This is a genomic window from Pseudomonas sp. KCJK8993 (assembly GCF_046230915.1).
GTDB classification, from domain to species: Bacteria; Pseudomonadota; Gammaproteobacteria; order Pseudomonadales; family Pseudomonadaceae; genus Aquipseudomonas; species Aquipseudomonas piscis.
On record NZ_JBJJLO010000007.1, the window covers coordinates 11672 to 37148 of the forward strand.

26 protein-coding genes and 1 pseudogene are annotated in these 25477 nt (G+C 64.2%); 9 read left to right on the forward strand and 18 right to left on the reverse strand.

The window, feature by feature from the left end; genetic code table 11:
- Nucleotides 1-7 precede the first annotated feature (7 nt).
- The gene (locus tag ACK6AU_RS03960; RefSeq protein WP_409297863.1) at nucleotides 8-1627 is read right to left on the reverse strand and encodes an FMN-binding glutamate synthase family protein; all 1620 of its coding nucleotides are present in this window, start codon (nucleotides 1625-1627) and stop codon (nucleotides 8-10) included.
- A 187-nt stretch (nucleotides 1628-1814) separates the two neighbouring features.
- A pseudogene (locus ACK6AU_RS03965) lies at nucleotides 1815-1889 on the reverse strand (LuxR C-terminal-related transcriptional regulator); the annotation flags it as partial.
- Nucleotides 1890-2008: 119 nt separating this feature from the next.
- Between ACK6AU_RS03965 and ACK6AU_RS03970 the strand changes: the two are divergent.
- The 6 genes from ACK6AU_RS03970 (at nucleotide 2009) to ACK6AU_RS03995 (ending at nucleotide 5896) form a co-directional block, all read left to right on the forward strand.
- The gene (locus ACK6AU_RS03970; RefSeq protein WP_185698515.1) at nucleotides 2009-2278 is read left to right on the forward strand and encodes a type B 50S ribosomal protein L31; all 270 of its coding nucleotides are present in this window, start codon (nucleotides 2009-2011) and stop codon (nucleotides 2276-2278) included.
- A gap of 196 nt (nucleotides 2279-2474) precedes the next feature.
- Nucleotides 2475-3821, forward strand: coding sequence for an HD domain-containing phosphohydrolase (locus ACK6AU_RS03975; protein WP_185698514.1), 1347 nt, complete (start codon nucleotides 2475-2477; stop codon nucleotides 3819-3821).
- 87 nt (nucleotides 3822-3908) lie between these two features.
- On the forward strand, nucleotides 3909-4340 hold the full coding sequence (locus tag ACK6AU_RS03980; protein WP_409297866.1) for an NUDIX hydrolase: 432 nt from the start codon (nucleotides 3909-3911) through the stop codon (nucleotides 4338-4340).
- A gap of 23 nt (nucleotides 4341-4363) precedes the next feature.
- The gene (locus ACK6AU_RS03985) at nucleotides 4364-5002 is read left to right on the forward strand and encodes a LysE family translocator (RefSeq protein WP_185698512.1); all 639 of its coding nucleotides are present in this window, start codon (nucleotides 4364-4366) and stop codon (nucleotides 5000-5002) included.
- 16 nt (nucleotides 5003-5018) lie between these two features.
- Entirely contained in the window at nucleotides 5019-5384 is a 366-nt protein-coding gene (locus ACK6AU_RS03990; protein ID WP_185698511.1) for a nuclear transport factor 2 family protein, read from the forward strand.
- 2 nt (nucleotides 5385-5386) lie between these two features.
- The gene (locus tag ACK6AU_RS03995) at nucleotides 5387-5896 is read left to right on the forward strand and encodes a GNAT family N-acetyltransferase (protein ID WP_185698637.1); all 510 of its coding nucleotides are present in this window, start codon (nucleotides 5387-5389) and stop codon (nucleotides 5894-5896) included.
- Between the two features lie 24 nt (nucleotides 5897-5920).
- Here the strand turns inward: ACK6AU_RS03995 and metR are convergent, their stop codons facing one another.
- Entirely contained in the window at nucleotides 5921-6838 is a 918-nt protein-coding gene (metR, locus tag ACK6AU_RS04000) for a transcriptional regulator MetR (RefSeq protein WP_185698510.1), read from the reverse strand.
- A 234-nt stretch (nucleotides 6839-7072) separates the two neighbouring features.
- Here metR and ACK6AU_RS04005 point away from each other — a divergent pair, with 234 nt between their 5' ends.
- Complete coding sequence (locus tag ACK6AU_RS04005; protein WP_260497945.1) at nucleotides 7073-8107, forward strand: alpha/beta fold hydrolase; 1035 nt, start codon at nucleotides 7073-7075, stop codon at nucleotides 8105-8107.
- 50 nt (nucleotides 8108-8157) lie between these two features.
- Here ACK6AU_RS04005 and ACK6AU_RS04010 read toward each other — a convergent pair whose 3' ends face one another.
- The 6 genes from ACK6AU_RS04010 to ACK6AU_RS04035 are packed head-to-tail and all read right to left on the reverse strand — an operon-like array spanning nucleotide 8158 to nucleotide 15407.
- Nucleotides 8158-9555 (reverse strand): sigma-54 dependent transcriptional regulator, encoded by a 1398-nt coding sequence (locus tag ACK6AU_RS04010; protein ID WP_185698509.1) that lies wholly within the window; start codon nucleotides 9553-9555, stop codon nucleotides 8158-8160.
- Nucleotides 9545-11323 (reverse strand): ATP-binding protein, encoded by a 1779-nt coding sequence (locus ACK6AU_RS04015; RefSeq protein ID WP_185698508.1) that lies wholly within the window; start codon nucleotides 11321-11323, stop codon nucleotides 9545-9547. The genes ACK6AU_RS04010 and ACK6AU_RS04015 overlap by 11 nt, the downstream gene beginning before the upstream one ends.
- Complete coding sequence (locus tag ACK6AU_RS04020; protein ID WP_185698507.1) at nucleotides 11320-12447, reverse strand: GNAT family N-acetyltransferase; 1128 nt, start codon at nucleotides 12445-12447, stop codon at nucleotides 11320-11322. Before ACK6AU_RS04020 ends, ACK6AU_RS04015 begins: the two co-directional genes overlap by 4 nt.
- 14 nt (nucleotides 12448-12461) lie before the next feature.
- A complete protein-coding gene (locus ACK6AU_RS04025; RefSeq protein WP_185698506.1) occupies nucleotides 12462-13328 on the reverse strand; it encodes a carboxylesterase in 867 nt (288 codons plus the stop codon).
- Nucleotides 13325-14719 (reverse strand): aspartate aminotransferase family protein, encoded by a 1395-nt coding sequence (locus ACK6AU_RS04030; RefSeq protein WP_185698505.1) that lies wholly within the window; start codon nucleotides 14717-14719, stop codon nucleotides 13325-13327. The genes ACK6AU_RS04025 and ACK6AU_RS04030 overlap by 4 nt, the downstream gene beginning before the upstream one ends.
- Nucleotides 14712-15407, reverse strand: coding sequence for an HAD-IB family phosphatase (locus ACK6AU_RS04035; RefSeq protein WP_185698504.1), 696 nt, complete (start codon nucleotides 15405-15407; stop codon nucleotides 14712-14714). Before ACK6AU_RS04035 ends, ACK6AU_RS04030 begins: the two co-directional genes overlap by 8 nt.
- Before the next feature lie 229 nt (nucleotides 15408-15636).
- Here ACK6AU_RS04035 and ACK6AU_RS04040 point away from each other — a divergent pair, with 229 nt between their 5' ends.
- Nucleotides 15637-16407 (forward strand): MipA/OmpV family protein, encoded by a 771-nt coding sequence (locus tag ACK6AU_RS04040; RefSeq protein WP_185698503.1) that lies wholly within the window; start codon nucleotides 15637-15639, stop codon nucleotides 16405-16407.
- 112 nt (nucleotides 16408-16519) lie between these two features.
- On the forward strand, nucleotides 16520-17383 hold the full coding sequence (locus tag ACK6AU_RS04045) for a fatty acid desaturase family protein (protein WP_409297872.1): 864 nt from the start codon (nucleotides 16520-16522) through the stop codon (nucleotides 17381-17383).
- Nucleotides 17384-17553: 170 nt separating this feature from the next.
- Here ACK6AU_RS04045 and ACK6AU_RS04050 read toward each other — a convergent pair whose 3' ends face one another.
- From ACK6AU_RS04050 to ACK6AU_RS04090, 9 genes are all read right to left on the reverse strand, one after another.
- A complete protein-coding gene (locus tag ACK6AU_RS04050) occupies nucleotides 17554-17955 on the reverse strand; it encodes an EamA family transporter (protein ID WP_185698501.1) in 402 nt (133 codons plus the stop codon).
- 31 nt (nucleotides 17956-17986) lie between these two features.
- A complete protein-coding gene (locus ACK6AU_RS04055; RefSeq protein WP_185698500.1) occupies nucleotides 17987-18361 on the reverse strand; it encodes a transporter in 375 nt (124 codons plus the stop codon).
- Entirely contained in the window at nucleotides 18358-19278 is a 921-nt protein-coding gene (locus ACK6AU_RS04060; RefSeq protein WP_185698499.1) for an arginase, read from the reverse strand. The genes ACK6AU_RS04055 and ACK6AU_RS04060 overlap by 4 nt, the downstream gene beginning before the upstream one ends.
- A 129-nt stretch (nucleotides 19279-19407) precedes the next feature.
- Complete coding sequence (locus ACK6AU_RS04065) at nucleotides 19408-19737, reverse strand: GlpM family protein (protein ID WP_185698635.1); 330 nt, start codon at nucleotides 19735-19737, stop codon at nucleotides 19408-19410.
- Nucleotides 19738-19764: 27 nt separating this feature from the next.
- Entirely contained in the window at nucleotides 19765-21090 is a 1326-nt protein-coding gene (locus ACK6AU_RS04070; RefSeq protein ID WP_185698498.1) for a sigma-54 dependent transcriptional regulator, read from the reverse strand.
- The gene (locus ACK6AU_RS04075) at nucleotides 21087-22988 is read right to left on the reverse strand and encodes a sensor histidine kinase (RefSeq protein WP_185698497.1); all 1902 of its coding nucleotides are present in this window, start codon (nucleotides 22986-22988) and stop codon (nucleotides 21087-21089) included. The genes ACK6AU_RS04070 and ACK6AU_RS04075 overlap by 4 nt, the downstream gene beginning before the upstream one ends.
- A 176-nt stretch (nucleotides 22989-23164) precedes the next feature.
- The gene (locus tag ACK6AU_RS04080; RefSeq protein WP_185698496.1) at nucleotides 23165-23899 is read right to left on the reverse strand and encodes an amino acid ABC transporter ATP-binding protein; all 735 of its coding nucleotides are present in this window, start codon (nucleotides 23897-23899) and stop codon (nucleotides 23165-23167) included.
- Nucleotides 23896-24567, reverse strand: coding sequence for an amino acid ABC transporter permease (locus ACK6AU_RS04085; RefSeq protein ID WP_185698495.1), 672 nt, complete (start codon nucleotides 24565-24567; stop codon nucleotides 23896-23898). The genes ACK6AU_RS04080 and ACK6AU_RS04085 overlap by 4 nt, the downstream gene beginning before the upstream one ends.
- Nucleotides 24567-25313, reverse strand: coding sequence for an amino acid ABC transporter permease (locus ACK6AU_RS04090; RefSeq protein WP_185698494.1), 747 nt, complete (start codon nucleotides 25311-25313; stop codon nucleotides 24567-24569). The genes ACK6AU_RS04085 and ACK6AU_RS04090 overlap by 1 nt, the downstream gene beginning before the upstream one ends.
- Nucleotides 25314-25477 lie beyond the last annotated feature (164 nt).

Here is a 25477-nt window from a genome sequence, read left to right on the forward strand (position 1 = left end):
GCGGGTCTCAGGCCGCGGCCGGGGTGTTGGGCTCGAAGCTGTCGGCGCGGGCCAGTTGCCACATGCGCGAGTAGAACTCGCCGGTGACTTCGCCGGTCAGCAATTCGCCGGGCTTGAGGAATACATGCAATTGGGAGAAGAGCTTGATCTCGGTGGCCGACATGCGCCGTACCAGGTGCTTGGCTTCCAATTGCGACGGGTGCTGCAGGCCGGCGGCGGCGAGCATCTCGGCCAGGGCCTTGAGGGTATTGCGATGGAAGCTGTACACCCGCTGGGCCTTGTCCGGTACCACCAGGGCCCGCTGTCGCAGGTTGTCCTGGGTGGCCACGCCGGTCGGGCACTTGTTGGTATGGCAGCTCTGCGACTGGATGCAGCCGATGGCGAACATGAAGCCGCGCGCCGAGTTGGCCCAGTCGGCACCGATGGCCAGTACGCTGGCGATGTCGAAGGCGCTGACGATCTTGCCGCTGGCGCCGAGCTTGATCTTGTCCCGCAGGTTCAGGCCCACCAGGGTGTTGTGCACGAACAGCAGGCCTTCGCGCATCGGTGCACCGATATGGTCGGTGAATTCCACCGGTGCGGCGCCGGTGCCGCCTTCCTTGCCGTCGACCACGATGAAGTCCGGAAGGATGCCGGTCTCCAGCATGGCCTTGGCGATGCCCATGAACTCCCACGGGTGGCCCAGGCAGAACTTGAAGCCCACCGGCTTGCCACCGGACAGCTCACGCAACTGCTGGATGAAATGCATCATTTCGATAGGGGTGGAGAAGGCACTGTGGCTCGATGGCGAGATGCAGTCCTCGCCCATGCGGATACCCCGGGTATCGGCGATTTCCTGGGTCACCTTGTGCTTGGGCAGGATGCCGCCGTGGCCGGGCTTGGCGCCCTGGCTCATCTTGATCTCGATCATCCGCACCTGGGGGTTGCTGGCCTGGGCGGCGAAGCGCTCCGGGTCGAAGCGCCCATCGCTGGTGCGGCAGCCGAAGTAGCCGCTGCCCAGTTCCCAGGTCAGGTCGCCGCCGTGCTCGCGGTGGTAGGGGCTGATGCTGCCTTCGCCGGTGTCATGGGCGAAGTTGCCGAGTTTGGCGCCCTGGTTCAGCGCGCGGATGGCGTTGGCGCTCAGGGAGCCGAAGCTCATGGCCGAGATGTTGAACACCGAGGCCGAATAGGGCTGGGTGCACTGTGGGCCGCCGACGATGACGCGGAAGCTGTCGGGGTCGCTCAGGGGCGCCGGGCGCATGGAGTGGCCGATGAACTCGAACCCCGACTGGTAGACGTCGATCAGGGTGCCGAAGGGCTTGTCCGCGGTCTGGTTCTTGGCCCGCGAATAGACCAGCGAGCGCTGGGCCCGGGAAAAGGGCAGGGCGTCGCTGTCGGATTCCAGCAGGTACTGGCGGATTTCCGGGCGGATGCCTTCGACCAGGTAGCGGATATTGCCCAGGATCGGGTAGTTGCGGCGCACCGCATGGGGGCTTTGCAGCAGGTCGAAGATCCCCAGCAGGCTCAGCAGGCCGGTGACCAGGGTGAAGGGCCAGACCCAGTCATATTCGACGAAGGGCAGGCTGGCGAGGGTGAATATCACGCAGGCGGCAAAGAAGGCATAGCGGCTCAGGAGTGACAGGCTCATACGGGTTCCTTGGTTCGGACTCATCAGATCGTTTGTCGGTACTCATGCTTGTTGGAGCGCTGGTTCTTGTTGTTATGTCCGGGCCCGGCGGCAGGCCGGCCCGGCTATCAGGCGCCATGCACCTGAAGAAAGTTCCGCGAACAGCTGGGGCCGGGACGCCATGCCCCGGCGTACTGCCGATGATTGTCTTATGGTTTTTCACCGTCTCGGTGGAAATTTCCAGCTTACGGGCGATCTCCTTGCTGGAGCAACCGCTGATCAGCCGCTCTGGCGCGGCGCAAGCAGGCGGTTTGCGGTTTATTGCAATCGGCTCTCGTTTGGAAAATATCGATTTGTTACTATATAACGTAATTAGTCTATCCAAGCGCCCTGGAGGCCCCCATGAAACCCGGAATCCATCCCGATTACCGCACCGTGCTGTTCCACGACACCGCCGCCGACGTGTTCTTCCTCATCGGCTCCACCGTGGACACCGATCGCACCCACACGTACAGCGACGGCCAGACCTATCCCTATGTGGCCCTGGACGTCTCAAGCGCCTCGCATCCGGTGTACACCGGCCAGCAGCGCAAGACCCAGTCCGAAGGCCGTATCGCCGGTTTCAACAAGCGCTTCGCATCCTTCGGCTCCGGCGGCAAGGCCGCCAAGTGAGTGCACCGGCCGCGCCCTTCGGCATTGGCCAGGGGCGTCGCTGAACGACAGCGGGACACTGTCGCTGGATGAATGGTGTTAAAAAGCCATCATCTCAATTGGAAATTCTTCTAATCTTCAATCAGGCAGCAAGCTTCGTTGTTGCCGGCACACGCAATGATCGACGCGTGCATCGACGTTGACCCGAGGTGTTCCCATGGGCGATCCGGACGTTGTCACTGTCTCCCGCTTGCCCGGGGTCCTGCTGGTGGATGCCCAGGACCTGGTCCTGCAACGCCTGCGCCAGTTGCTCAGCCCCTATCCCTACGCACTGCATTTTGCCCGGGACGCCATCCAGGCCCTGCACGTCATGGCCCACTGCGAAGTGGACCTGGTGATCAGCGCCGCCCACCTGCCGCAGATGGATGGTCCGGCGCTGCTGGCGCGCATTCACCAGCAGTATCCGGACACCACGCGGATCCTGCTGACCGGTGACCCGGACCCCAGGCTCATCGCCAGGGCCATCAACGAGGGCGAGATCTATCGCTACCTGAACAAGCCCTGGGACGACCAGGAGTTGCTGCTGGCCCTGCGCCAGGCCCTCGACCACCAGCATGCCGAGCGTGAGCGCCAGCGCCTGGGGCTTCTGGTGCGCCAGCAGAACACTGAGCTCAAGGCGCTCAACGTCCAGTTGCAGCGGCGCGTCGCGGCGCGCACTGCCGAGTTGCAGCAGACCGCGGACATGCTCGACCTGGCCTACGAGGAGCTCAAGCACAGCTATGCCACCGGTGCCGAGCTGTTTTCCCTGTTGGTCAACCAGCGCCTGCCTCCGGCCAAGCAGACCAACCGGCGGATCATCGAGCTGGTGCGCGCCTACTGCACGATCCAGGGGTTGGATGCGATCTTCCAGCGTGACCTGGCCATGGCCGCGGCCTTGCACAACATCGGCAAATTGAGCTGGAGCGATCAGCTGATGACCACCCCGGCGGACCTGCTGCACCACCAGCAACGCGAGCGCTACCGGGCTTATCCGCAACAGAGCGAATCGCTGCTGATGACCCTGGAGCCGGTGCAGGATGCCGCGCGGCTGATCCGTCATCACCAGGAGCACTGGGATGGCACCGGCTTTCCCGATCGGCTCAGGGGCGAGGCCATTCCCCTGGGTTCACGGGTGCTCAAGCTGGCGGTGGATTTCATCGAGTTGCAGTGCGGCCTGATCCTGGAGCGCCGCATGAACAGCGACGAGGCCCTGGTCTTCATCCGCAAGTACGCCGGGCGCCTGTACGACCCGCAACTGGTGGAGGGTTTCATCCAGGTGTGCTCGGTGTACCTGTGCGACGTGACCCTGGGCGATCCGTCGGTCCGGGTCCTGGGCACCCGCGAATTGGCGCCGGGCATGATCCTGGCGCGTAACCTCAACGCCGATAACGGCATGTTGCTGCTCAATGCCGGCAAGGTGCTCAACCTGCCGTTGGTGGACAAGCTGATTGCCTTCGAAACCATGGAGGGCGCGCGTTACAGCGTGTTCGTCAAGCTGCCCCGGGAAGAAGCCGTGGGCGCCTGAGCGACAGCAAAAGACCATTGCTCGATAGCGTCGGGAGGGCGGCACGTGTGATCCTTGCCCCTTCATTTCCAAGGTCACCCCATCGTCATGCCTGTCTCTCCTGCCGATCCTTCCATCATTCGTATCGCCGCCGCGCTGTTGATCGGTGCCGACGGCCACACCCTGCTGGTGCGCAAGCGTGGCACCCGCGCCTTCATGCAGCCTGGCGGCAAGATCGAGGCCGGCGAGCAGCCGGTGCATGCCCTGGCCCGCGAGCTGGAGGAGGAGCTGGGCCTGTGCATCGACCCGGTCCAGGCCCGCTACCTGCAGCAGTTCTCGGCTCCCGCGGCCAATGAGCCCGGCCATGTGGTACAGGCCGAGGTCTTCCTGGTCCGCATCGATTCCCCGGTGACTCCGGCGGCGGAGATCGAGGAGGTGCGCTGGATCGATCCGGCCGGTGACGGAGATTTGTTCCTGGCGCCGTTGACACGGGATCTGATCTTGCCGTTTTATCGCCAGTCTCAAGCGACCCTCGCCTGACTTATCACTCGCCAAGGACTGCCATGATCCCATTGCACGACTACCTGATTTTCGTCGCCGCCTCCCTGTTGATGGTGCTGACCCCCGGGCCGAACATGATCTACCTGATCTCCCGTTCGATCTGCCAGGGGCGCAAGGCCGGCGTAACCTCGTTGCTGGGCGTGGTGGCGGGGTTCTTCGTCCACCTGATGGCCGCTTCCCTGGGGCTCACCGCCGTGTTCATGGCGGTGCCCATGGCTTATGAAGTCCTCAAGTGGGCAGGTGCCCTGTACTTGCTGTGGCTGGCCTGGCAGGCGCTCAAGCCCGGTGCCCGGTCGCCCTTCGAGGCCCAGCAGCTGCCGGCCGATTCGCCGCGCAAGCTGATGACCATGGGCTTCCTGACCAGTGCCCTGAATCCCAAGATCGCCGTGTTCTACCTGTCGATCTTCCCGCAGTTCATCCATCCCGAATACGGTTCGGTATTCACCCAGAGCATCCTCCTCGGCCTGACCCAGATCAGCGTGAGTTTCTCGGTGAACCTGCTGATCGCCCTGTTCGCCGCCGGTATCGCCTCCTGGTTCGCCAGCAACCCGACCTGGTTGTCGGCCCAGCGCTATTTCATGGGTTTCGTGCTGGCAGGATTGGCGGTGCGCCTGATGTTCGAACAACGTCGTGCCAACTGAACACCGGAGTCATGCCATGACAGAGTTTTCCAGCCCCGAGGCCGTGGTCGAGGAGCAACTGCAAGCCTATAACCGCAAGGACCTGGAGGCCTGGCTGGCGACCTATGCCGGGGATGCCCGGCAATACGAGCATCCGGCGACCTTGCTGGCCCGTGGTCATGAAGAGATCCGGGCCCGGGCGCAGTTGCGCTTCCAGGAGCCCAACCTGCACGCCCGGCTGCTCCAGCGCTCGGTGATGGGCGATGTGGTCATCGATCATGAACTGATCAGCCGTACCTTCAGCGACGGCACCGGGACCCTGGAGACCGTGGCCATCTATGAAGTGCAGGACGGCAAGATAAAATCCGCCTCATTCATCACCGGACAGAAGATCCTCGATTGAACATGCAGATCCAGCGCCTGGCCCCGGAGGATGTCGAGCAGTACCGGGCCTTGATGCTCGAAGCCTACGATCGCCATCCCGAGGCGTTCACCTCCAGTGTCCGCGAGCGGGAAAAACTGCCCCTGGCCTGGTGGGCCGGGCGCCTGGATGGCGAGTTGGACGTGCTACTGGGAGCCTTCTGCGATGGGCGCCTGGTGGGGGTCGTTGGCCTGGCCTTCGAGCTGCGCGAAAAAGCCCAGCACAAGGCGACGCTCTTTGGCTTGTACGTCACCGCCGAACAGCGCAGCAGCGGCCTGGGCCTGCGCCTGGTGCAGGCGCTGCTGGCCGAAGCCGCGGAATATGAAGGCGTGCGCCTGGTGCAACTGACGGTGACGGCGGGCAACGACTCGGCGCTGGCCCTGTACCGGCGCTGCGGTTTCGTCCAGTACGGCCTCGAACCCCTGGCGGTGCGAGTGGGGGACGATTACTTCGACAAGATCCACATGTGGTACCGACTGCCGGAGCAAGGCTGAGGCGTCGCCGGCAGTTTCGGGCAATCAACGCACCGCGCTGACCCCGTCGAGGGTCGAGAACGAAGTGTCCTTGGCGGTCAGCAGGAAATCACGCATATAGGGCGCGTCCAGCATGTCGGCGCGAATCGCCGCGTACAGGGTGGCGAACAGGCCCTTTTCCCCCAGCCGCTTGGCCTTCACATAGCCCCGCGAGCTGTATTCATGCAGGGCCCAATGGGGCATGCCGCACACGCCCCGACCGCTGGCCACCAGTTGCATCATCATCACCGTCAGTTCCGAGGTGCGCACCTGCGCCGGCTCGATGTCCGCCGGCTCCAGGAAGCGGGTGAAGATGTCCAGGCGATCGCGCTCCACCGGATAGGTGATCAGGGTTTCGCTGCGCAGGTCTTCGGGAACTATGTAGGACTTGCCCGCCAGCGGGTGCTGGTTGGCCACCGCCAGCATGGCCTCGTAGGTGAACAGCGGCACGTAGGTGATCCCGGCCAGGTCCACCGGGTCGGAAGTCACCACCAGGTCCAGGTCGCCACGGGCCAGGGCCGGCAGCGGAGCGAAGGAAAAGCCCGAGGCCAGGTCCAGCTCCACCTCCGGCCAGGCGTCGCGGAACTGGTCGATGGTCGGCATCAGCCACTGGAAGCAGCTGTGGCATTCGATGGCCATGTGCAGGCGCCCGGCGGTGCCGCCGGCCAGCCGCGACAGGTCGCGTTCGGCGCCGCGCAGCAGCGGCAGGGTTGCGTCCGCCAGTTGCAAGAGGCGCAGGCCCGCGCTGGTGAAGCGCACCGGCTTGGTCTTGCGCACGAACAGCGGCATGCCCAGGCGCTCTTCCAGTTCCTTGAACTGATGGGACAGGGCGGATTGGGTCAGGTGCAGGCGTTCGGCGGCTTCGACCAGGCTGTCGGCCTCGCGCAGGGCGTGCAGGGTCTTCAGGTGACGGATCTCGAGCACCGGGATCTCCATGAATGAATTTGCTGATAAAGGCGAGGAGGGGTGAGTTTGTCTCATGATCAAGGGGCTGTCGACCACTGGCGTCGCTTTACCCCGGGGTTTTGCCCCATGCCGCTCCAGCGGGCATGACCGCCGGGGCAATCTTCATCAAATTGTCACGCAACTGTGGCAGCGCGAATCATCGAACTTCATCAGACTCGCGCTCCACTGGGGTTCTGCGTTTCGGTGTTTTCCATGCGGGCAAGATTTCTTTCAGGTTGTCTCTTGCTGGCCGGGCTATTGCTCGGCCAGTGTGTTTTTGCGTCTGGGCGTTGCGACGTCGATGTGGCGACCCGGCGGGTCGACCTGCCACAGGTGAGCCTGGCGTACCAGAGCATCGGCCGGACTTCGGATCCGGCCCTGCTGCTGGTCATGGGCCTGGGCGGGCAGTTGATCCATTGGCCGGACGAGGTGGTGGTCGCCCTGTGCCAGCAAGGCTTCCGGGTGATCCGCTATGACAACCGCGACGTCGGCCTGTCCACCTGGCGCCAGGCGCCGGCCAGCGCCAACCTGACGCTCGAAGTGCTGCGCTACAAGCTCGGCCTGCCAGTGGCCGCGCCCTACACCCTGACCGACATGGCCGATGATGCCCTGGGGCTGATGGATGCCCTGCATGTGGAGCAGTTCCATGTGCTGGGGGCGAGCATGGGCGGGATGATCGCCCAGCACCTGGCGGCGATGGCTCCGCAGCGGGTCGAGAGCCTGACCCTGGTGATGACCAGCTCCGGCGCCGAGGGCCTGCCGGCACCCAACGCGGCGCTGGTGCAATTGTTGTCGCGGCGCAACGCGCCCAACCGGGAGGCGGCCCTTGAGCAGCAGGCGGATTTGCTGGCGGCCCTGGGCAGCCCCAAGGTGCAGGACGATCGCCAGGTGCTGCTGCACCAGGCGGCGCTGGCTTACGACCGGGCGTTCAATCCCGAGGGGGTCAAGCGCCAGATCATGGCGATCCTCGCCGAGCCGAGCCGGGTGAGCATGCTCAAGCAGTTGCGGGTGCCGACCCTGGTGGTCCACGGCACCGCCGACCCGTTGCTGCCGGTGATGCACGGCGTGCATCTGGCCGCGCATATCCAGGGCAGCCAGTTGAAGCTGATCCCGGGGCTGGCCCATCGTTTCCAGGAGGCGTTCAAGGCGCCACTGCTGGCGGCGGTACTGCCGTACCTGCAAAGCCATCGCGAAGACACTTCCCACTGGGCCCGGATCGAACCGCTGGAAGTGGGCCGCATGCTCTGAGCCAAGCCTCAAGCGGATAGATCTTCGCTTGCAGCTTGTCGCTGTTCGCGTCAGCGAACGATCTTGTCCACCTGGATCCCCAGTTTCTTCAAGCGATACCAGAAGCTGCGTTCGGAGATGCCGATCATCTGGGCGGCGGCGGCCTGGACGCCATTGCTCTGGTGCAGGGCCGCGAGGATATAGGCCTTTTCCACTTCGGCCAGGGCGGCGTCCAGGTCGCTGGGCACTTGCGGCCCGACATTGAGGGCGACGCTGGCCGCGCCATCCCCGGAGCGGGTATCGAACAGGTAGCCCGGCAGGTCGCTTGCCTCGATGGTCTGGCCGGTGGCGACGATGGTCGCCCGCTCCACGCAGTTCTGCAGCTCGCGGATATTGCCTGGCCAGTTGTAGTTGGCCATGGCCTGCAAGGCCTGGGGACTGAAACCGGTGATGCGTTTGCCGGCGGTGGCCCCCAGGCTATGGGCGAAATGCCGGGCCAGCGGGCCGATGTCCTCGACGCGCTCGCGCAAGGCCGGCAAGGGAATGGGGAACACATTGAGGCGGTAGTACAGGTCCTCGCGAAACTCCTTGTTGGCCACCGCTTGCAGCAGGTCCTTGTTGGTCGCGGCGATCACCCGCACATCGACCTTGCGCTCCCGGGGATCGCCCACCGGCTCGATCACCCGCTCTTGCAGGGCACGGAGGATCTTGGCTTGCAGGGCCAGGGGCATGTCGCCCACTTCGTCGAGGAACAACGTGCCCTTGTCCGCCTGCTGGAAGCGCCCGACCCGATCCGCCACGGCGCCGGTGAAGGCGCCCTTGCGATGGCCGAACATCTCGCTTTCCAGCAAGCCTTCGGGAATGGCCGCGCAATTGACCGCGACGAAAGGTTTGCCAGCGCGATTGCCGTGCTTGTGGATAGCCCGGGCGACCATTTCCTTGCCGGTGCCGCTTTCGCCGGTGAGCAGGATGGTGGCATTGCTCTCGCGCACCGAGTCCACCGCTTGCAGCACCTGGCGGAAGGCCGGGCTGTCGCCCACCAGGCTGTCGATCTGTTGCTGCTCCTCAAGCTCGGCGCGCATGCGCTGGTTGTCCTTGAGGATGTCGCGAAACTGCAGGGCCTTGCTGACGGTGATGTCCAGCTCGTCGATGTCGAAAGGCTTGGCGATGTAGTCGTAGGCGCCGTTGCGCATGGACTGCACGGCGTTCTTCACGGTGCTGTAGGCGGTCATCACGATCACCGGCAACTGCGGGTAGCGCTGCTTGATCTCGCCCAGCAACTGTGGGCCGTCCATGCCGGGCATGCGCCAGTCGCTGATCACCAGGTCGATGTCTTCCTGTTCCAGCACCTTGAGCGCGTGCAGGCCGTTGCCCGCGGTGAACACCTGGATGCCGTTCTGGCCCAGGGCCGAGGACAACAGGTCACAGAGCTTGGGTTCGTCGTCGACCACCAACAGGTTATGCGTCATCGCGGTCCTCATCGTCCTCGTCGTCTTCACCATTGGCCGGAATGTACAGGCTGAAGGTGGCGCCGGCATCCTTTTCGCTGACGCATTCGATGTGGCCGTCATGACTTTCCAGGATCGAATAGACCTTGGCCAGGCCCAGGCCGGTGCCCGAGGCCTTGGTGGTCACGAACGGCGTGAAGATGCGCTCCAGCATGTCCGGCTCGATGCCCTGGCCGGTATCACCGATGCTGATGATGGTTTCGTCCTCCTGCTGGGCGATGCCCAGGGTCAGGCGGCCGCCTTCGGGCATGGCGTCGATGGCATTGAGGATCAGGTTCAGGCAGGCCTGCTTGAGCTGGCGGGCGTCGGCGTGGATGGTCGCGCCCGGGGCCAGGTCCTCGATGCGAGCGTCGATGTTGTGGGTCGCCAGTTCCGGGCCGCAGAAGCCCAGCAACTCCTCGAGCAAGGGGCGCGCCGGCTGGGTGGAGCGGATCGGCGTGCTGGGCTTGGCGAAGTCGAGGAACTCGGTGATCAGGTCGTTGATCCGGCTGACCTCGCTGATCACGTATTCCAGGTGGCGCTTGTCGTTCTCGGGCAGGTCGGCCCGGCGGTGCAGCAACTGGGTGGCGGTCTTGATGATGCCCAGCGGATTGCGGATTTCATGGGCCAGGCCCATGGCGACTTCACCCAGGGCATGCAGGCGGTCACGGCGGCGCAATTGGCCCTCCAGATGTTGCAACTCGCCCAGGCGCTCGGTCATGTGGTTGAAGGTGCTGCTCAGTTCCGCCAGCTCGTCGCCGCCGATCACCGGCACCCGTTGCCGGTAGTCGCCGCCGATCACCGCCTGCACGCCCTTGGACAAGCCCCGCAGGGGCCGGGTCAGGCGTTGCGACACCAGCCAGCCGACGCACAGCGAGGCCGCCGAGCTGAGGAGGAAGATCAGGATGAACAGGTTGCTCTGGTTGACCAGGCCCACCAGGCTGCTGTGGCGCAGCAGGCCGCTGAAGATCACTCCTACCAGGTCGCCGCTGTCGTTGAAGATCGGCCGGTACAACCCGCTGTAGCGGTTGGTGAACTGCTCGGTGGGTTGGCGCGTGGTGCGCAGGATGTCTTCGATGCGGTGCGGCACCCGTGGCGGGTGGTCTTCGAAGCGCTGGGTGGCGAAGATTTCCGAGAAGTCGTCGGCCTTGGCCAGGTACAGGCGCAGGTCCAGGGAATGCACGTCGGCCACGCTGGTGAGGAAGCTGGCATCCAGGTAGGTGGCGATCAACAACTGGTAGTCGACGCCGTCGAGGTTGGTCTGGAAGGTCGAGACCACCACGCCGGTGGCCGCGCCGCCGACCTGGATGGTCTGCAGCACGGCGTTGGAGGCGGTGCTGATCTGCCCGACCACATCGTCGGCGGCGGTGGTGAACATCACCTTGTGGTCGCTCTTGCGAATCAGCGCCACCACGTCGATGCCCATGGAGTCGGCGATATCGGCGGTGAGCTTGTCGTGCTTGGCTGCGTTGCGCTCCCCGGGGGGCCGGGTGTAGCGCAGGAACAGCTGGGCGATCCGGGCGTTGTCGCGCAGGATCTCGGTGATTTCGTCCTCGACGATCTTGGTGGATTCCTGCAGCCAGATCCGCACGTTGCTGTCGAAGATTTCCGACAACGTGGTGGCCGCCAGTTCGGCGGCGATCATGGTGGGGATCACGCTGACCAGCCAGAACGCCAGTACCAGCTTGCGCTGCAGGCTCCAGCGGGAGATGGCGAAGGGGCGGGGAGGACGACGATCTTTTCTGGTCATGTACTTTCGCTTATTGCAGCGGCCATGGCGGGGTCGGAGCGATCCGGGCGGACAAAGCGTTTTATCACCTTCAGCAAGGTGTTGAGCAAGGGGTTGCGGTGGCGGAAAAACAGCATGTTAGCGGTGAAGCGGCAGCCCAGGCGCAATTTGCTCGCATAACCGGCCTGGCCACACTCGTACAGCGGGATGCGCTGCTGGATGCAGTGGTCGACGTTGGCCAGCCAGCTGCGAAAATACAGGTTGTGCTCGCGGGTGACGTCCAGGTCGTGGGCGAAGAACTTGTCGATCAACCGATGCTGGTCGATGAGCACCAGGTTGAACGCCACCAGTTGCTCGCCGACCCAGTACAGGACGCAGGCGGCCCGTTCGCCCAGCTGTTCGAGGATGCCGGTGAAGTACTCCGCCGGCAGGCGTTCGAACTGCAGGTCGGCGCGGTTCAGGGTCGCCTCGTACAGGCGCATGATGTCCGGTAGCACGTCATCGATCCGCTGCCGCCACTCGATGCGCGGTGCCGGCGCCCGGAGCTTGCGGCGCAGGTCCTTGCGGGTGGACTTGCCCAGGGTGCCCAGGTAGGCGTCGATGGAGGCGAAGGGTATCGGCAGCAGGGCGCTGGGCAGGCTCGGCATCGCCTGCAGCCCGGCGGCCAGGCAACTTTCGGCCCATTGCTGGTCGTGGCTGGCGGCGTCCTTGACCGCCATCAGGCCGATGCCGAAGCTGTCGGCGTCGGCCCGGGCCAGCTTCAGCAACTCGTCCAGCAGGGCTTGGCGGCGTTCGGCCGGTACATGGCTGGCGGTGCCGACATCGCACTGTTCGGCCACCGGCGAGCCGATGGCGTACAGGCGCAATTGCAGGATTCCTGGCCACTGGCGTTCCAGGCGTTCGGTAAAGCGCTTGGCCAGCCCCGAGACCGTGGTGTCGAGCCGGTACTGGGTGGTGAAGGCCGGCGCCACCGCCACCAGGGTCGACCCTTCGTAGACCGCCAGGTAGCGCCAGCGAAAGTCGGCGATGGCGGCTTTTTCCACGGCCAGGTAATAGTCCCAATCCTCCAGGGCCCCTGGAAAACAGTCGTTCCAGGCACTGCGTTCGATGGCCTGTATGGTTGCAAAGGCTTGGGCGGTAATCACGTCTCGTCCTTAAGTCACGCCAGCTGTCGATAGTCTTCGCGCAGGCTCGGGCTGGCCACCCGTTGCTGGATGAAGTCGGCGCTCAGCTCGATCACCCGCTGGTATTGCAGGTCCACGGTGATCATGTGGTAGCAGTTGTCCAGGAGGATCTTGGTCACCGGGCCGCCGAGCTTGCGTTCCACGTAGTCGGCATTCCAGGTGCTGGTGATGTCGTCTTCGCTGGAGTGCAGGACCAGGGCCGGGGTCATGATCGACGGCATGCGTTTCTTGACCACGGCGTTCATCCGGTGCAACTCGCGCACCGTCACGCCCTCCATGGTCAGGAGTCCGGCATCGCTGCTGGCGCCGGCCTTCATCTGCTTCTCGACGATGGCCCGCAGGCGTTCGTTCTTGATGCCGTAGGGTGGTTTTTCCTCGAAGCGGCAGATATGCACGCCGAACGGGATCTTCATCAGCAGCGGCGTCAGGAACGCCAGCTTGTTGATGCTCCAGCCGTCGTACTTGAGGGTGGTGGAATACATCAGCAGGCCGCTGATCCGCCCCGGATGCTCGGAGGCCAGGTACATCGACATCACCGCGCCCATGGACAGGCCGCCGACGAACACCTGTTCGTGGCGTTGCTGCATGGCGGCGAAGGTCTTGCGTACGCCCTGGTACCAGTCCTGCCAGCCGGTGGCCTGCAGGTCGCTGTTGTCCCCGCAGTGCCCGGGCAGGGTCGGTACGTACACGGTGCACGTACCGTCCTTGGCCAGGCCCTGGGCCACCCGACGGAGTTCCGTCGGGGTGCCGGTCAGGCCGTGGATCAGCAAGATCCCGACCTGACCCGTGCCGAGAACGAAGCCGGCGTCGCCTTCGCCCAGATCGATCTCAGCCATGCTCATCGTTTCATGGCCCGATCCAGCAGGCGGTCCAGCAGGGCCAGGCCCAGGTCGATTTCCGCGTAGCTGATTTCCAGCGAGGGCGCCAGGGTGATCACGTTCTTGTAGTAGCCGCCCACGTCGAGGATCAGGCCCAGGCGCTGGCCGTCGATGACGATGTCGCCCTTCATGCCTTCCTCGACCATGTAGTCCAGGGTCGCCTTGTCCGGGGTGAAGCCATCGGTGGTGCAGATCTCGCAGCGCAGGGCCAAGCCCAGGCCGTCGACGTCGCCGATGATCGGGTAGCGCTTCTGCAGGTCCTTGAGGCCTTCGAGGAAGTACTTGCCCTTCTCCATGACCATCGCGCCGTAGTCGATCTCGCTGGTCATCTTGAACATTTCCAGGCCCACGGCGGTGCCCAGCGGGTTGGAGGCGAAGGTGGAGTGGGTCGAGCCTGGCGGGAACACGCCCGGGTTGATCAGCTCTTCACGGGCCCAGATGCCGCCCAGCGGGTTGAGGCCGTTGGTCAATGCCTTGCCGAACACGATCACGTCAGGCTGGACGTCGAAGTGCTCGATCGACCACAGCTTGCCGGTACGGTAGAAGCCCATCTGGATTTCGTCGACCACCAGCAGGATGCCGTGCTGATCCAGCACTTGCTTGAGCTCGCGGTAGAAGTTCATCGGCGGGATCACGTAGCCGCCGGTGCCCTGGATCGGCTCGGCGTAGAACGCTGCGTATTCGCTCTGGCCGACCTTCGGGTCCCAGACACCGTTGTATTCGGTTTCGAACAGGCGGGCGAACTGCTTCACGCAGTGGCTGCCGTACTCTTCCTTGGTCATGCCCTTGGGGCCGCGGAAGTGGTAGGGGAACGGAATGAACTGCGCACGTTCGCCGAAGTGGCCGTAGCGGCGGCGGTAGCGGTAGCTGGAAGTGATCGACGAGGCGCCCAGGGTACGACCGTGGTAGCCGCCTTCGAAGGCGAACATCAGGCTCTTGCCGTTGCTGGCGTTACGCACGACTTTCAGCGAGTCCTCGACCGACTGCGAGCCGCCGACGTTGAAGTGCACGCGACCGTCGAGGCCGAACTTCTTCTTGGCATCCAGGGCAATCACTTCCGACAGCTCGATCTTGCCTTTGTGCAGGTACTGGCTGGCGATCTGCGGCAGGGTGTCGATCTGCTGCTTCAAGGCGTTGTTCAGGCGTGGGTTGGCGTAGCCGAAGTTCACCGCCGAGTACCACATCTGCAGGTCGAGGTAGGCCTGGTCGCTGGTGTCCCAGACATAGGAGCCTTCGCAGCGGCTGAAGATGCGTGGGGGTTCGATGTAGTGGACGGTATCGCCGTAGGAGCAGTACTTGGCTTCTTTGTCCAGAAGGACCTGGTCTTCTGCGGTAGCGATGCGGATATCAGACATGGTGGAAGAGTTCCTGGGTTTCAAGAGAGAAAGTGGTGGCGTTGGCGGCGTCGCTCGGCAGCTTGGCCAGCAGTGCCGGCAGCTCGGCGAAGGAGTCGAACCGCGCGTAGGGAATGGCGTTGCGTTCGCAGTACTCGGCCAGGCGGCCCTTGGCGAAGACGAAGTCGGCAGTGGAGGCCACGCACATGTCGGACTGGCCGTCGCCGATCACCAGCACGCGCTTGCCGCGCGGGACGGACTTGCATTTGCAGTTGCCGGAAGCGGCCCGGCAAGCGTCGCTGGAATAGGGGAAGTCGATGCGCCAGCTGTTGTGGTCGACCTGGCGCAGGCGGTTGGCGAGGATCGGTAGCAGGGTCACGTAGTTGCGCGCCAGGATGCGGGCGATGCCTTGTTCGATGCCGTCGCTGACCACTTCGATGGTGGCGCCCAGGCCGATCACATGGTCGACGAAGTCAGGGAAGTCGGGATCGATCTCGACACTGTCGAAATAGCCCAGCAGCTCGGCTGGCGAGGCCTTGACCAGGGCCAGTTGGCGGCTGAGGCATTCCCGGGAGCCGATATGACCGTCCAGCCACTCTTGCTCGATGGTTTCCCAGCTTGGGTCGGCGAAGCGTTGGAGGACGTTATCGATCACGTCGGCGCGGGAGATGGTCCCGTCGAAGTCACATACGATATGCCAGTGCATCATCTGCTGTTACCTGCTGAATAAGAGCGTTGTGTACGCTTGTGGCGGGGGTAGAGCAGGGACTGTGCCAAGTAGGGAAAACCCTGCGGGGCTGGGGCTTTGCCTGGAAGGGGAAGCGATTTGTAGCCTGGCAGCTACAATTTTTGTAGCTTGCTACAAACAACATCAGTGCTTGCGCTCGGGACTGCTTGTGGTGATTGATGCGCGCATTTTCAGATAAGGAATTTCATTCATGCCAAGGCTCACCTTCCCTTCCCTCCTGGCCGGCCTGCTGTCGCTGGGCCTTGCTTGTAGCGCCTGGGGCGACTCCGGCCTCACCGGCGAGGTGGGCCTGGGGCTGGGCTACCAACCCCACGATCCTACGGCCAGCCGCTATGACACCACGCCCTTGCCCTACCTGGACCTGGATTGGGGCGATGTCAGCCTGAGCACCGACGACGGCCTGACCTGGGATGCCTTCAAGAGCAATGGCTGGAGTGCGGGGCCCTACATCAATTACCTGCAGGGGCGTAATGCCGATGGCTCGTTGCGCGGGCTGCGGGATGTGCCGGACATGGCCGACGTCGGTGGTTTCGTGCAGTACGCCCCGGACGATTTCTGGCGCGTGTTCGCCGCCTTGGGCCAGGCCGTGGGTGGTTCCGGTGGCCAGGGCGGCATGCTGGGCAAGGTGGGCGGCGAGATCGGCTACCCCTTGGGCATGGGCATCATCGGCAGCAACAACCTGACCCTGCACTTTGCCGATGCCCGGCAGAACCAGACCTTCTTCGGTGTCAGCACCAAGGAGTTCCTGGCCTCTGGCATCCAGCGCTATGACGCCGGCGGTGGCTTGCAGAACTTCACCCTGACCCAGAACATCCAGGTCCCGCTGGGGCGCAACTGGTCGCTGGTGGCCAGCGCCAGCTGGATCCGCCTGGTCAACTCGGCGGCCGACAGCACCATCGTGCGCGACAAGGGCCACGTCAACCAGGGACAAGTACAGACCGCCATCAGCTACCGTTTCTGAGGGCTTTGTAGCCTGGCGCCCGGGGCGGGACCGGCCACGGGCGTCGTCAGGAGGAAAACTGGTCTGGCCTTTGCAACAGGCGCCATGAATCCAATTTCCCAGGAAGTTCTTCATGGCCCGTCCTGCCTATCGTTTGCTCGCCTATTCCCTCTGGGACCTGATCCCGATCGTCATGGCCCTGGCGCATTTCGCCTTCGTTCTGTGGCTGGTGCTGGATTTCCACGCGCTGTCCTGGTGGGTCATCATCCCGGCCGCGCTGTTGTACGCCGTCAGCCTGTCGTGGAGCATCAACAGCATTTCCCACAACCAGATCCACAACGCCTACTTCACGCCCGCCTGGATGAACCGCGCCTTCGACCTGTTGCTGTCGGTGACCATCGGTTTTTCCCAGACCCTGTACCGCGACATCCATAACCGCCACCATCGGGGCAACTCCGACCTGCCGGATGCCAATGGCAAGACCGTCGATCCGCTGTCGATCTACCTGCACGGCAAGAACGGCCAGCCGGACAACCCATGGGCCTATACCTTCCTCAGTTTCTTTCGCGATGATCCGAAGGAGATCTACCAGGAAATGCAGCGCAAGCGCCCGGACGATGCGCGCTGGGTGAAAGTGGAGATCGCGGTGACGATCGCGTTCTACCTGGCGCTGGCGTTCTTCGACTGGCACGCGGTGCTGGTACTGCTGCCGTTCTGGTACCTGGGCCAGTCGCTGTCGTCGCTCAATGGCTACTACGAGCACCTGGGGGCTAATCCCGACCTGCCGATCGCCTGGGGCGTGAGTTCCTATAGCCCGCTGTACAACCTGATCTGGATGAACAACGGCTACCACGCCGAGCACCACTACCGGCCGAAGATGCACTGGACCAAGGTCAAGGCCTTCCATCGCCAGATTCGCGAGGAACAGCGTGCGGCGGGGGTGAAAGTGATCCCGGTGTCCCACGGGCTGGGCTTTCTGGTTTCCCACCGCCAGTAACCTGTAGCCGTTGCCGAAGGCTGCGCACGACGGCGCAGCGGGCGCGCAAGGCTGAAGTTGTCGAAGGTCCTGCGGACCTTGTCGCAGCCTGGCGGCAGCGGCTACACGAAGCTGATCCTGTAGCCGCTACCGAAGACTGCGTACGCCCGCGCAGCGGGCGCAGGGTGTTTTCAGGCTTCCTCGCCTTCGGCCAGCAGGGCGATCCCGCCCATGATCACGAAGACCCCGAGCCAGTGCAGCGGGTTGATCTGCTCGCCCAGCATCAGCCACGAGCCCAGCAGGACCACCACATACACCAGGGCGCTCAGGGGGAAGGCCAGGGACAGGCTGCTGCGCCGCAGGATCAGCATCCAGACGAAGAACGCGCCGATGTAGCAGGCGATCGCCGTCAGCACCCCGGGATTGGCAATGACCGCCGCCAGCCATTGCAGGCTGAAATCCATCTGTCCCAGCTGGTCGCCGCCGACCTTGGTGGCGATCTGGCCGGCCCCTTCGAAACTGATCAACAAGAACCACAGCAGCAGGGTGCCCAGGCGCCCATGCAGCCAGTCGTTAGCTTGGTTCGAACTCATGAAGCGTTTCCTTGTATCGGTTGGACAGGGCTCAGGTACTGGCGATGCAGACCAGCATCACGCCGGCGGTGATCACCAGGGTGCCGAGCCAGCGCCGGCGGCTGACGGTTTCCCCCAGCACCACCTTGCCCGCCAGTACCACCCCGCAATAACCCAGGGCCGCGGCCGGGAACAGCAGGCTCAGGGGGGCCCGGGACAGGGCCTCGAGCCAGACGAAGAATTCCACCGCGTAGGCGCCTACCCCGCACCACAGCAGCGGGGCGTTGAACACCTGGCCCCAGAAGGCGTTCAGGCGAAAGCCCCCCTCCAGCTCCGGCAAGCGGTCCAGGCCCAGCTTGAAACACAACTGGCCGATCACATCGAGGAGGATGGAAAAGGCCACCAGCAACACGACGGTCAAGGTCATGGGAACAGCTCCTCGAACAGCGAAAGCAAGGCTTCATTGGTCACCGAATTGCGCAGCAGGTCCTCCTGGCTCCAGCGTTCGGGCGGTGGCTGGTCGGATTTGGCCTCCCAGCGCTTGAAGGCATTGCTGAAGGCCGGCTGGGCGAATTCGCCGCAAACGTCGATGCCCAGTATCCGTTTACGCGCCGCCAGGGCGCGGATGGCTTGCAGCAGGTGTTCCAGGCGCATGCCGCCCTGGTCCCAGTTGGTGGCGGCGTCCTCGCTGGCCAGCACGTCCTTGTCGATGGTGATCCAGACCGCCGCGGTGGGCAGGCTGGCGATCATGCCGTCGAGGAAATCCGTCCAGTCCAGCTGGACCAGGTTGCGCCAGTGCAGGTGCCGGTCTTGCTGCTGGTGCCCGGCGCCGTCGCCGACCCGGCCCCAGACCCGGGAGGGCTCGTGTTGCCAGGGGAACAACTGCAACTTGCCGTGCTTCAAGGCGCCGAGGTTGCCACCGCGCAATTGCGGGTTGTGCAGGTCTTCGCTGCAGGGCCCAAGGGTGACGATGCGCTGGATATTGGGCAGTTGCAGCGCCCGGTTGACCCAGGATCCGCAATGCCGGCGCGGGGCCAGGCGCACCCAGTCCGGATGGTTGTCGAAGTGGATCAGGCTCACCGGCTCCGGCAGGTTGCGCAGCAAGGCCGGGGTCAGGTGGTGATAGTCGCCGGAGCCGACGAAGAAGATTTCCGGCTGCGGGCCGCTATGGCGGGGCCGCCGTTCCAGGCGCTCGATGAATTGGCGGTAGGTGCGCTCGGTGGACCAGAGCCGCAGTCTGGGGCCCAGGTCCAGCAGGTCGATGCGTCGCGCCTGGCCAGTTTGCAGGCGCCGGGTGATGGGCTCCTGGGCGGTCAGGCTGTGGTCGAGATCTAGAATGTTCAAGGTGTACTTTACCCATGGCAGCGCCCCCCGGAAAACTGCGTGATCAGGCTGGAACGCAGGCCGGGCGGGCTTTGCCGGGTAAATGCAAGGGTCGGGCCAGGGCTGCATGCGACCCTGCCGGGGCAGGCCTCAGGCGTGGACCCGGACCCAGACGCTGACCAGGATGCTGGCGGCCATCAGCCAGGCCACCGCGGCCACCGCCAGGGAGGCCTCCAGGCGCAGGCGGTCGACCATCACGTACAGGGTCGCCAGGTAGACGAAATAGGGAATGATCGACCACATGCCGAACAGGATGGTGGTCTTCAGGTCGTCCAGCGAACGGCCTTTGCCGACGATGTAGTGGGCGATCAGGGCGAAGGTCGGGAACAGTGGTACCAGCCCGGCGATGTAGTAGTTCCGAGTCTTGGCCAGGGCCGCGAGAATCACCACCACAGCCGCGCCCAGCGCGGCTTTCAACAACAGATCCATGGATAGGGCGCCTTGGGGTCAGTGGCTCAGGCCGTACTTCTTGACCTTGTCGAACAGCGTGGTCTTGGCCATGCCCAGCTCCTGGCTGGCCTGGGTCAGGTTACCGCCGCTGCGTTGCAAGGCATCGTTCAGCAGGGTGCGCTCGAAGGCTTCCACCGCCTCGGCGAAGCCCAGGCCCTGGCCGCTGCCACTGCCGGCTTTCTTGAAGGCCGGCAGGCCCAGGGCGAAGCGCTCGGCGACGTTGCGCAATTCACGCACATTGCCCGGCCAGTCGTGGCTCATCAGGCTCGACAGGGTCTGGTTGTCCAGCTCCGGTGCCACGCGGTCGAAGCGCAGGGACGACTGCTGCAGGAAGTGCTCGAACAATTGCAGGATGTCTTCGCGCCGCTCGCGCAGGGGCGGCAGTTCCAGGGTCACCACGTTGAGGCGGTAGTACAGGTCGCTGCGAAACTCCTTGGCCTGGCTCAGCTGGTTGAGGTCCGACTTGGTGGCGGCGATCACCCGGCAGTCCACGGCCACGCTCTGGTTCGAGCCCAGGCGCTCCAGGGTGCGCTCCTGCAGCACCCGCAACAGCTTGATCTGCAAGTTGATGGGCATGCTTTCCACTTCATCGAGGAACAGCGTGCCCTGGTGAGCGTGCTCGATCTTGCCGATGCGCCGCTTGCCGGCACCGGTGAAGGCGTTGGCCTCGTGGCCGAAGATTTCGCTCTCGAACAGGTTTTCCGGCAGGCCGCCGCAGTTCAGGGCGACGAACTGTTGCTGGTGGCGCCGACTGAAGTCGTGCAGGCACCGGGCGACCAGTTCCTTGCCGGTGCCGGTCTCGCCTTCGATCAGCACGTTGGCCGAGGTATCGGCGACGTTGGCGATCAACTCCCGCAGGTTTTGCATCGCTGGCGAGCGGCCGATGATTCGTCCCTCCAGGGAGCTGCGTTCGGCCAGCTGGCGCCGCAGTGAACTCACTTCACGGGCCAGGCCCCGCTGTTCCAGGGCGCGGCGAGCCACTTCCACCAGGCGTTCGGGGGAAAAGGGCTTTTCCATGAAGTCGTAGGCGCCGTTCTGCATCGCCCCCACCGCCATGGAGATGTCGCCATGGCCGGTGATCAACACCACCGGCAAGCTGCGGTCGCGGGCCTTGAGGCGGGTCAGCAGTTCCAGGCCGTCGATGCCCGGCAGGCGGATGTCGCTGACCACGATGCCGGGAAAGTTGTCCCCGACCTGGGCCAGGGCATCTTCGGCGCTGCCCACGCCGATGCAGGGAATGTCTTCCAGGGCCAGGGCCTGTTGGCAACCCAGCAGGACATGGGGGTCGTCTTCGACGATCAGCACGGTCAGCTCGTGGTTCATATCGGCTCGGCTCGAGTAGGGCTTGCCAGGGGCAAGCTGAGGACAAAGGCGGTGCCGCCGCTTGCCGGATGTTCCACCCCCAGGCTGCCGCCGCTGGCTGCGGCAAGGCTGGCGGACAGGGTCAGGCCCAGTCCCAGCCCCTGTTCGCCGGGCTTGGTGGTGAAAAAGGGTTCGAACAGATGCTTGCGTGTCTCGGGGTCGATGCCGTGGCCGTTGTCCCGTACCCGCAGGCGGTACTTGCCGTCGGCGGATTCGCCTTCGAGCCAGAGCTGCGGCGCCGGCTGTGCCTGCATGGCATCCAGGGCGTTGCCCATCAGGTTGACCAGGATCTGCTCCAGGCGTGTCTGGTCGATCTGCAAGGTCTGTTCGGCGAAGTCGCGATGCAATTGCAGGGGCAGCGGTTCCAGGCGCGCGCCGAGGACTTGCAGGGCGGCGTCCACCGCCTTGGCCAGGCTGGCCTGGCCCTGGTCGTCGCCACGACGGGCGAAGGAGCGCAGGCTGGCGGTGATGCGGCCCATGCGGTCGATCAGTTCATTGATGGTCTTGAGGTTGGCGCTGGCGGTGTCCAGGGCGCCGCGCTCGAGGAAGCGCACGGTGTTGCCCGATAGCGTGCGCAGCGCTGCCAGCGGCTGGTTGAGTTCGTGGGCGATGCTGGTGGACATCTGGCCGATGGCCGCCAGCTTGCCGGCCTGGACCAGCTCGTCCTGGGCCCGGCGCAGGGTTTCCTCGGCTTGGCGGCGCTCACGGATCTGCGCCTTGAGCCGTTCGTTGCTGGCGCGCAGGTCGGCGGTGCGCTCGGTGATCCGTCGTTCGAGCTGGCTGTTGGCTTCCTGCAAGGCCTCGCGGGCGGCCAGGCGAGTGGCGATGACCTTGCGCCGTTCGTTCCAGGCAATCATCAGGAACGCCACCAGGGCGAAGGCCACGGCCACCAGAATGCCCTGGTTGATGGCTTCGCGGCGCAGGTCCTGCAAGGGCGTCAGCAGGGTGAAGTTCCAGGGGGTGTCGCTCAAGGGGCGAGTCTGGGACAAGTAGCTGATGGGCTGTTCGTCGTCGGCCAGTTCGGTGTTGGCCGGAAAGGTGAGTTTCTCCACGCCCTCCTCCAGGCGCTCGCGGGCCAGGGGTTCCAGTTCGTTGAGCGGGAACCAGTAGTACTGCAGGCTGCGGGCCAGGCGTTCCTTGGTGTCGTCGCTCAGCGGGCGGACCGACTTGAGGCGGCGGCTCGGATCGCTGGAGAGGATGATGATGCCGTTCTCGTCGCTGACGAAGGCTTCCATGCGCGCCCGTTGCCAGCGCTCCTCCAGGGCTTCGAGACGGACCTTGACCACCGCTACGCCGATGATCTTGCCTTGCTCCTCCAGGCCATGGGCCAGGTAGTAGCCGGGCTCGCCACTGGTGCTGCCGATGCCGTAGAAGCGCCCGGGGTAGCCGCGCACGGCGTTCTGGTAGTAGGCCCGGAACGACAGGTCTTCGCCCAGGTAGCTGTCGACATCGCGCCAGTTGCTGGTGGCCAGCACCCGGCCGGTGGTGTCCATGACATAGATGGCCCGGCTGCGGCTGCGGCGGTTCAGGCCTTCGAGGTATTGGTTGACGGCTTGCCGGTGTTCCGGCGAGGGATCGGCCAGCAGTTGCGAGACGCTGGATTCCAGCTCCAGCAGGCTGGGCAGGTAGGTGTACTTGCTGATCTCGCTCTCTACGGCGCGGGCATGCAACTCCAGCTGGCGCGCGCCATTTTCACCCAGGGTGCGGATGCCGTTGTGCTCGCTGATCCAGAATCCGGCGTAGCCCAGGGCGGCCATCAGGGCGATGACCAGGGGCGGTAGCAGCAGATGACGGATCAGACGGGGTTTCACGGCGAGTGATGGCGGCGTGGCGCGATAGAGAGTGGGGTCGCATTTCATCACAGATGCCTTGGGTCAACCAGCATGGCGACGGGCGCACCCACGCTCGGCCCGGAGGCCGTCATGGAGCGCTGAGTGCCTCGTGCCAGGCAAGATCCATTCGCAGGTTGGGGGTCGCCAGGCGACCCCGTGGGAGCAGGCTCCCTTGCCACAAGGGCAGGCGGAACGCCGCCGTATCAGTGCTGCAGGATCTTCTCGAGGAAGTGCTGCGCACGTTCGGAGCGGGCGTTGATATCGCCGAAGAACTCTTCCTTCTGGCAGTCCTCGATGATCTGGCCCTTGTCCATGAAGATCACCCGGTTCGCCACCTTGCGGGCAAAGCCCATTTCGTGGGTCACGCACATCATGGTCATGCCTTCGTTGGCCAGTTGCACCATTACATCCAGCACTTCGTTGACCATTTCCGGGTCCAGGGCCGAGGTCGGTTCGTCGAACAGCATGACGATCGGGTCCATGGCCAGGGCGCGGGCGATGGCCACACGTTGTTGCTGGCCGCCGGACAGCTGGCCCGGATGCTTGTGGGCGTGGGCAGCCAGGCCCACGCGCTCGAGCAATTGCAGGCCTTTCTTGGTGGCCTCTTCCTTGCTGCGGCCCAGGACCTTGACCTGGGCGATGGTCAAGTTCTCGGTGATGCTCAGGTGCGGGAACAGTTCGAAGTGCTGGAACACCATGCCCACTCGCGAGCGCAGTTTGGGCAGGTCGGTCTTGGGGTCGGCGATGGAGGTGCCGTCGACCACGATGTCGCCCTTCTGGAAAGGCTCCAGGGCATTGACGCACTTGATCAGGGTCGATTTGCCCGAACCGGACGGACCGCAGACCACCACCACCTCACCTTTCTTGACCTCGGTGCTGCAGTCGGTCAGCACCTGGAAGTCCCCATACCACTTGTTGACGTTTTTGATAGAGATCATACGGCGAACCTTTTTTGCAGACGCTTGACCAGCAGCGAGGCGGCGAAGCTGATTGTGAAATACACCAGACCGGCGAAGATCAGGAATTCATTGGAGCGGCCGATGATGTCGCCGCTGGAACGCGAGGCGTTGAGGAAGTCCACCAGGCCCACGGTGTACACCAGGGAGGTGTCCTGGAACAGGATGATGCTCTGTTGCAGCAGCAGCGGGGTCATCTTGCGGAACGCCTGGGGCAGGATGATCAGGCGCATGGTCTGGCCGTAGGTCATGCCCAGGGCCTGGGCGGCGCCCATCTGGCCCTTGGGGATCGACTGCACGCCGGCCCGGACGATTTCGCAGAAGTACGCCGCTTCGAACATCATGAAGGCGACGATGCACGAAGTGAACGCGCCGATCGGGGTGTCTTCGCCGGTGATCCAGCGCAGCACGAAAGGCACCGCCAGGTAGAACCAGGTGATCACCAGCAGCAGCGGGATCGAGCGGAAGTAGTTGACGTAGGCGCCGGCGATGTTCGCCAGCAGCTTGTTGTGGGACAGGCGCATCAGGGCCAGCAGGGTGCCGAGGATGATCCCGCCGACCACGCCCAGGGCCATCAGCTTGAGGGTCATCAGCATGCCGTTCCACAGGCCGGGAATGGCCGGGACGATGCCCGAGAAGTCGAATTCCATTATTTACCTCCCACGGAGATCAAGCCGGGGACCGAGACTTTCTTCTCCACCAGGCGCATCAGCAACATCAGGCTCATGTTCAGGGTGAAGTAGATCAGGGTGGCCAGGGTGAAGGCTTCGAACAGGTTGGCCGAGAACTCGGCGGTCTGCTTGGTCTGGGCCAACAGTTCCATCAGGCCGATCAAGGACGCCACGGAGGAGTTCTTGAAGACGTTGAGGAACTCGGAAGTGAGCGGCGGAATGATGATCCGGTAGGCCTGGGGTAGCAGCACGTTCCAGTAGATCTGCGGCAGCTTGAAGCCCAGGGCGCGAGCGGCGGATTCCTGGCCGCGGGGCAGGGCCTGGATACCGGTGCGCACTTGTTCGCAGACCCGGGCGGCGGTGAACAGGCCCAGGCAGACGACGACGCTCAGGTAGGCCGAGGTGGTCGGGTTCAGATCCTGCTTGTACCAGTCCTGCAGGTTCTGCGGCAGCAGGTCGGGCACCAGGAAGTACCAGATGAACAGCTGCACCAACAGGGGCACGTTGCGGAAGATCTCCACGTAGACGGTGGCGATGCCCGACACCAGGCGGTTCGGCACGGTACGCATGACCCCCAGGATCGATCCCAGTATCAATGCGATGATCCAGGCCACCACGGCGATGGCGATGGTCCAGCCCAGTCCCGAAAGGAACCAGTCGAGATAGGTCTCGCTGCCCACGCCGGTGGACTTGAAGAACACGCCCCAGTCCCAGTTGTAATTCATTGGGGTTACCCCTCAGATCGTTCGATGTACTACAAGCACCCGCCTGGGGAGATCCGTTCCCTTCTGGCCAGGACGGCCAGGCACACGCTATCGGCTCGACAACCACCGGTGCGAGTGTTTCCAGAATGTGCCAGCAGGTAGTGACAGGCTCCTGAAGAGGCCAA

What these genes read in the sequence shown, in the direction of transcription:
- ACK6AU_RS04055 (WP_185698500.1), bottom strand. Translation starts at nt 18,361, where the DNA reads ATGACCTTGACCGTCGTGTTGCTGGTGGCCTTTTCCATCCTCCTCGAT.
- ACK6AU_RS04035 (WP_185698504.1), bottom strand. Translation starts at nt 15,407, where the DNA reads ATGATGCACTGGCATATCGTATGTGACTTCGACGGGACCATCTCCCGC.
- ACK6AU_RS04030 (WP_185698505.1), bottom strand. Translation starts at nt 14,719, where the DNA reads ATGTCTGATATCCGCATCGCTACCGCAGAAGACCAGGTCCTTCTGGAC.
- ACK6AU_RS04080 (WP_185698496.1), bottom strand. Translation starts at nt 23,899, where the DNA reads ATGATCTCTATCAAAAACGTCAACAAGTGGTATGGGGACTTCCAGGTG.
- ACK6AU_RS04075 (WP_185698497.1), bottom strand. Translation starts at nt 22,988, where the DNA reads ATGAAATGCGACCCCACTCTCTATCGCGCCACGCCGCCATCACTCGCC.
- ACK6AU_RS03980 (WP_409297866.1), top strand. Translation starts at nt 3,909, where the DNA reads ATGCCTGTCTCTCCTGCCGATCCTTCCATCATTCGTATCGCCGCCGCG.
- ACK6AU_RS04070 (WP_185698498.1), bottom strand. Translation starts at nt 21,090, where the DNA reads ATGAACCACGAGCTGACCGTGCTGATCGTCGAAGACGACCCCCATGTC.
- ACK6AU_RS04085 (WP_185698495.1), bottom strand. Translation starts at nt 24,567, where the DNA reads ATGGAATTCGACTTCTCGGGCATCGTCCCGGCCATTCCCGGCCTGTGG.
- ACK6AU_RS03985 (WP_185698512.1), top strand. Translation starts at nt 4,364, where the DNA reads ATGATCCCATTGCACGACTACCTGATTTTCGTCGCCGCCTCCCTGTTG.
- ACK6AU_RS04025 (WP_185698506.1), bottom strand. Translation starts at nt 13,328, where the DNA reads ATGAGCATGGCTGAGATCGATCTGGGCGAAGGCGACGCCGGCTTCGTT.
- ACK6AU_RS04005 (WP_260497945.1), top strand. Translation starts at nt 7,073, where the DNA reads ATGCGGGCAAGATTTCTTTCAGGTTGTCTCTTGCTGGCCGGGCTATTG.
- ACK6AU_RS04040 (WP_185698503.1), top strand. Translation starts at nt 15,637, where the DNA reads ATGCCAAGGCTCACCTTCCCTTCCCTCCTGGCCGGCCTGCTGTCGCTG.
- ACK6AU_RS04050 (WP_185698501.1), bottom strand. Translation starts at nt 17,955, where the DNA reads ATGAGTTCGAACCAAGCTAACGACTGGCTGCATGGGCGCCTGGGCACC.
- ACK6AU_RS03990 (WP_185698511.1), top strand. Translation starts at nt 5,019, where the DNA reads ATGACAGAGTTTTCCAGCCCCGAGGCCGTGGTCGAGGAGCAACTGCAA.
- ACK6AU_RS04015 (WP_185698508.1), bottom strand. Translation starts at nt 11,323, where the DNA reads ATGACCAGAAAAGATCGTCGTCCTCCCCGCCCCTTCGCCATCTCCCGC.
- ACK6AU_RS04090 (WP_185698494.1), bottom strand. Translation starts at nt 25,313, where the DNA reads ATGAATTACAACTGGGACTGGGGCGTGTTCTTCAAGTCCACCGGCGTG.
- ACK6AU_RS03970 (WP_185698515.1), top strand. Translation starts at nt 2,009, where the DNA reads ATGAAACCCGGAATCCATCCCGATTACCGCACCGTGCTGTTCCACGAC.
- ACK6AU_RS03975 (WP_185698514.1), top strand. Translation starts at nt 2,475, where the DNA reads ATGGGCGATCCGGACGTTGTCACTGTCTCCCGCTTGCCCGGGGTCCTG.
- ACK6AU_RS03960 (WP_409297863.1), bottom strand. Translation starts at nt 1,627, where the DNA reads ATGAGCCTGTCACTCCTGAGCCGCTATGCCTTCTTTGCCGCCTGCGTG.
- ACK6AU_RS04010 (WP_185698509.1), bottom strand. Translation starts at nt 9,555, where the DNA reads ATGACGCATAACCTGTTGGTGGTCGACGACGAACCCAAGCTCTGTGAC.
- ACK6AU_RS04045 (WP_409297872.1), top strand. Translation starts at nt 16,520, where the DNA reads ATGGCCCGTCCTGCCTATCGTTTGCTCGCCTATTCCCTCTGGGACCTG.
- ACK6AU_RS03995 (WP_185698637.1), top strand. Translation starts at nt 5,387, where the DNA reads ATGCAGATCCAGCGCCTGGCCCCGGAGGATGTCGAGCAGTACCGGGCC.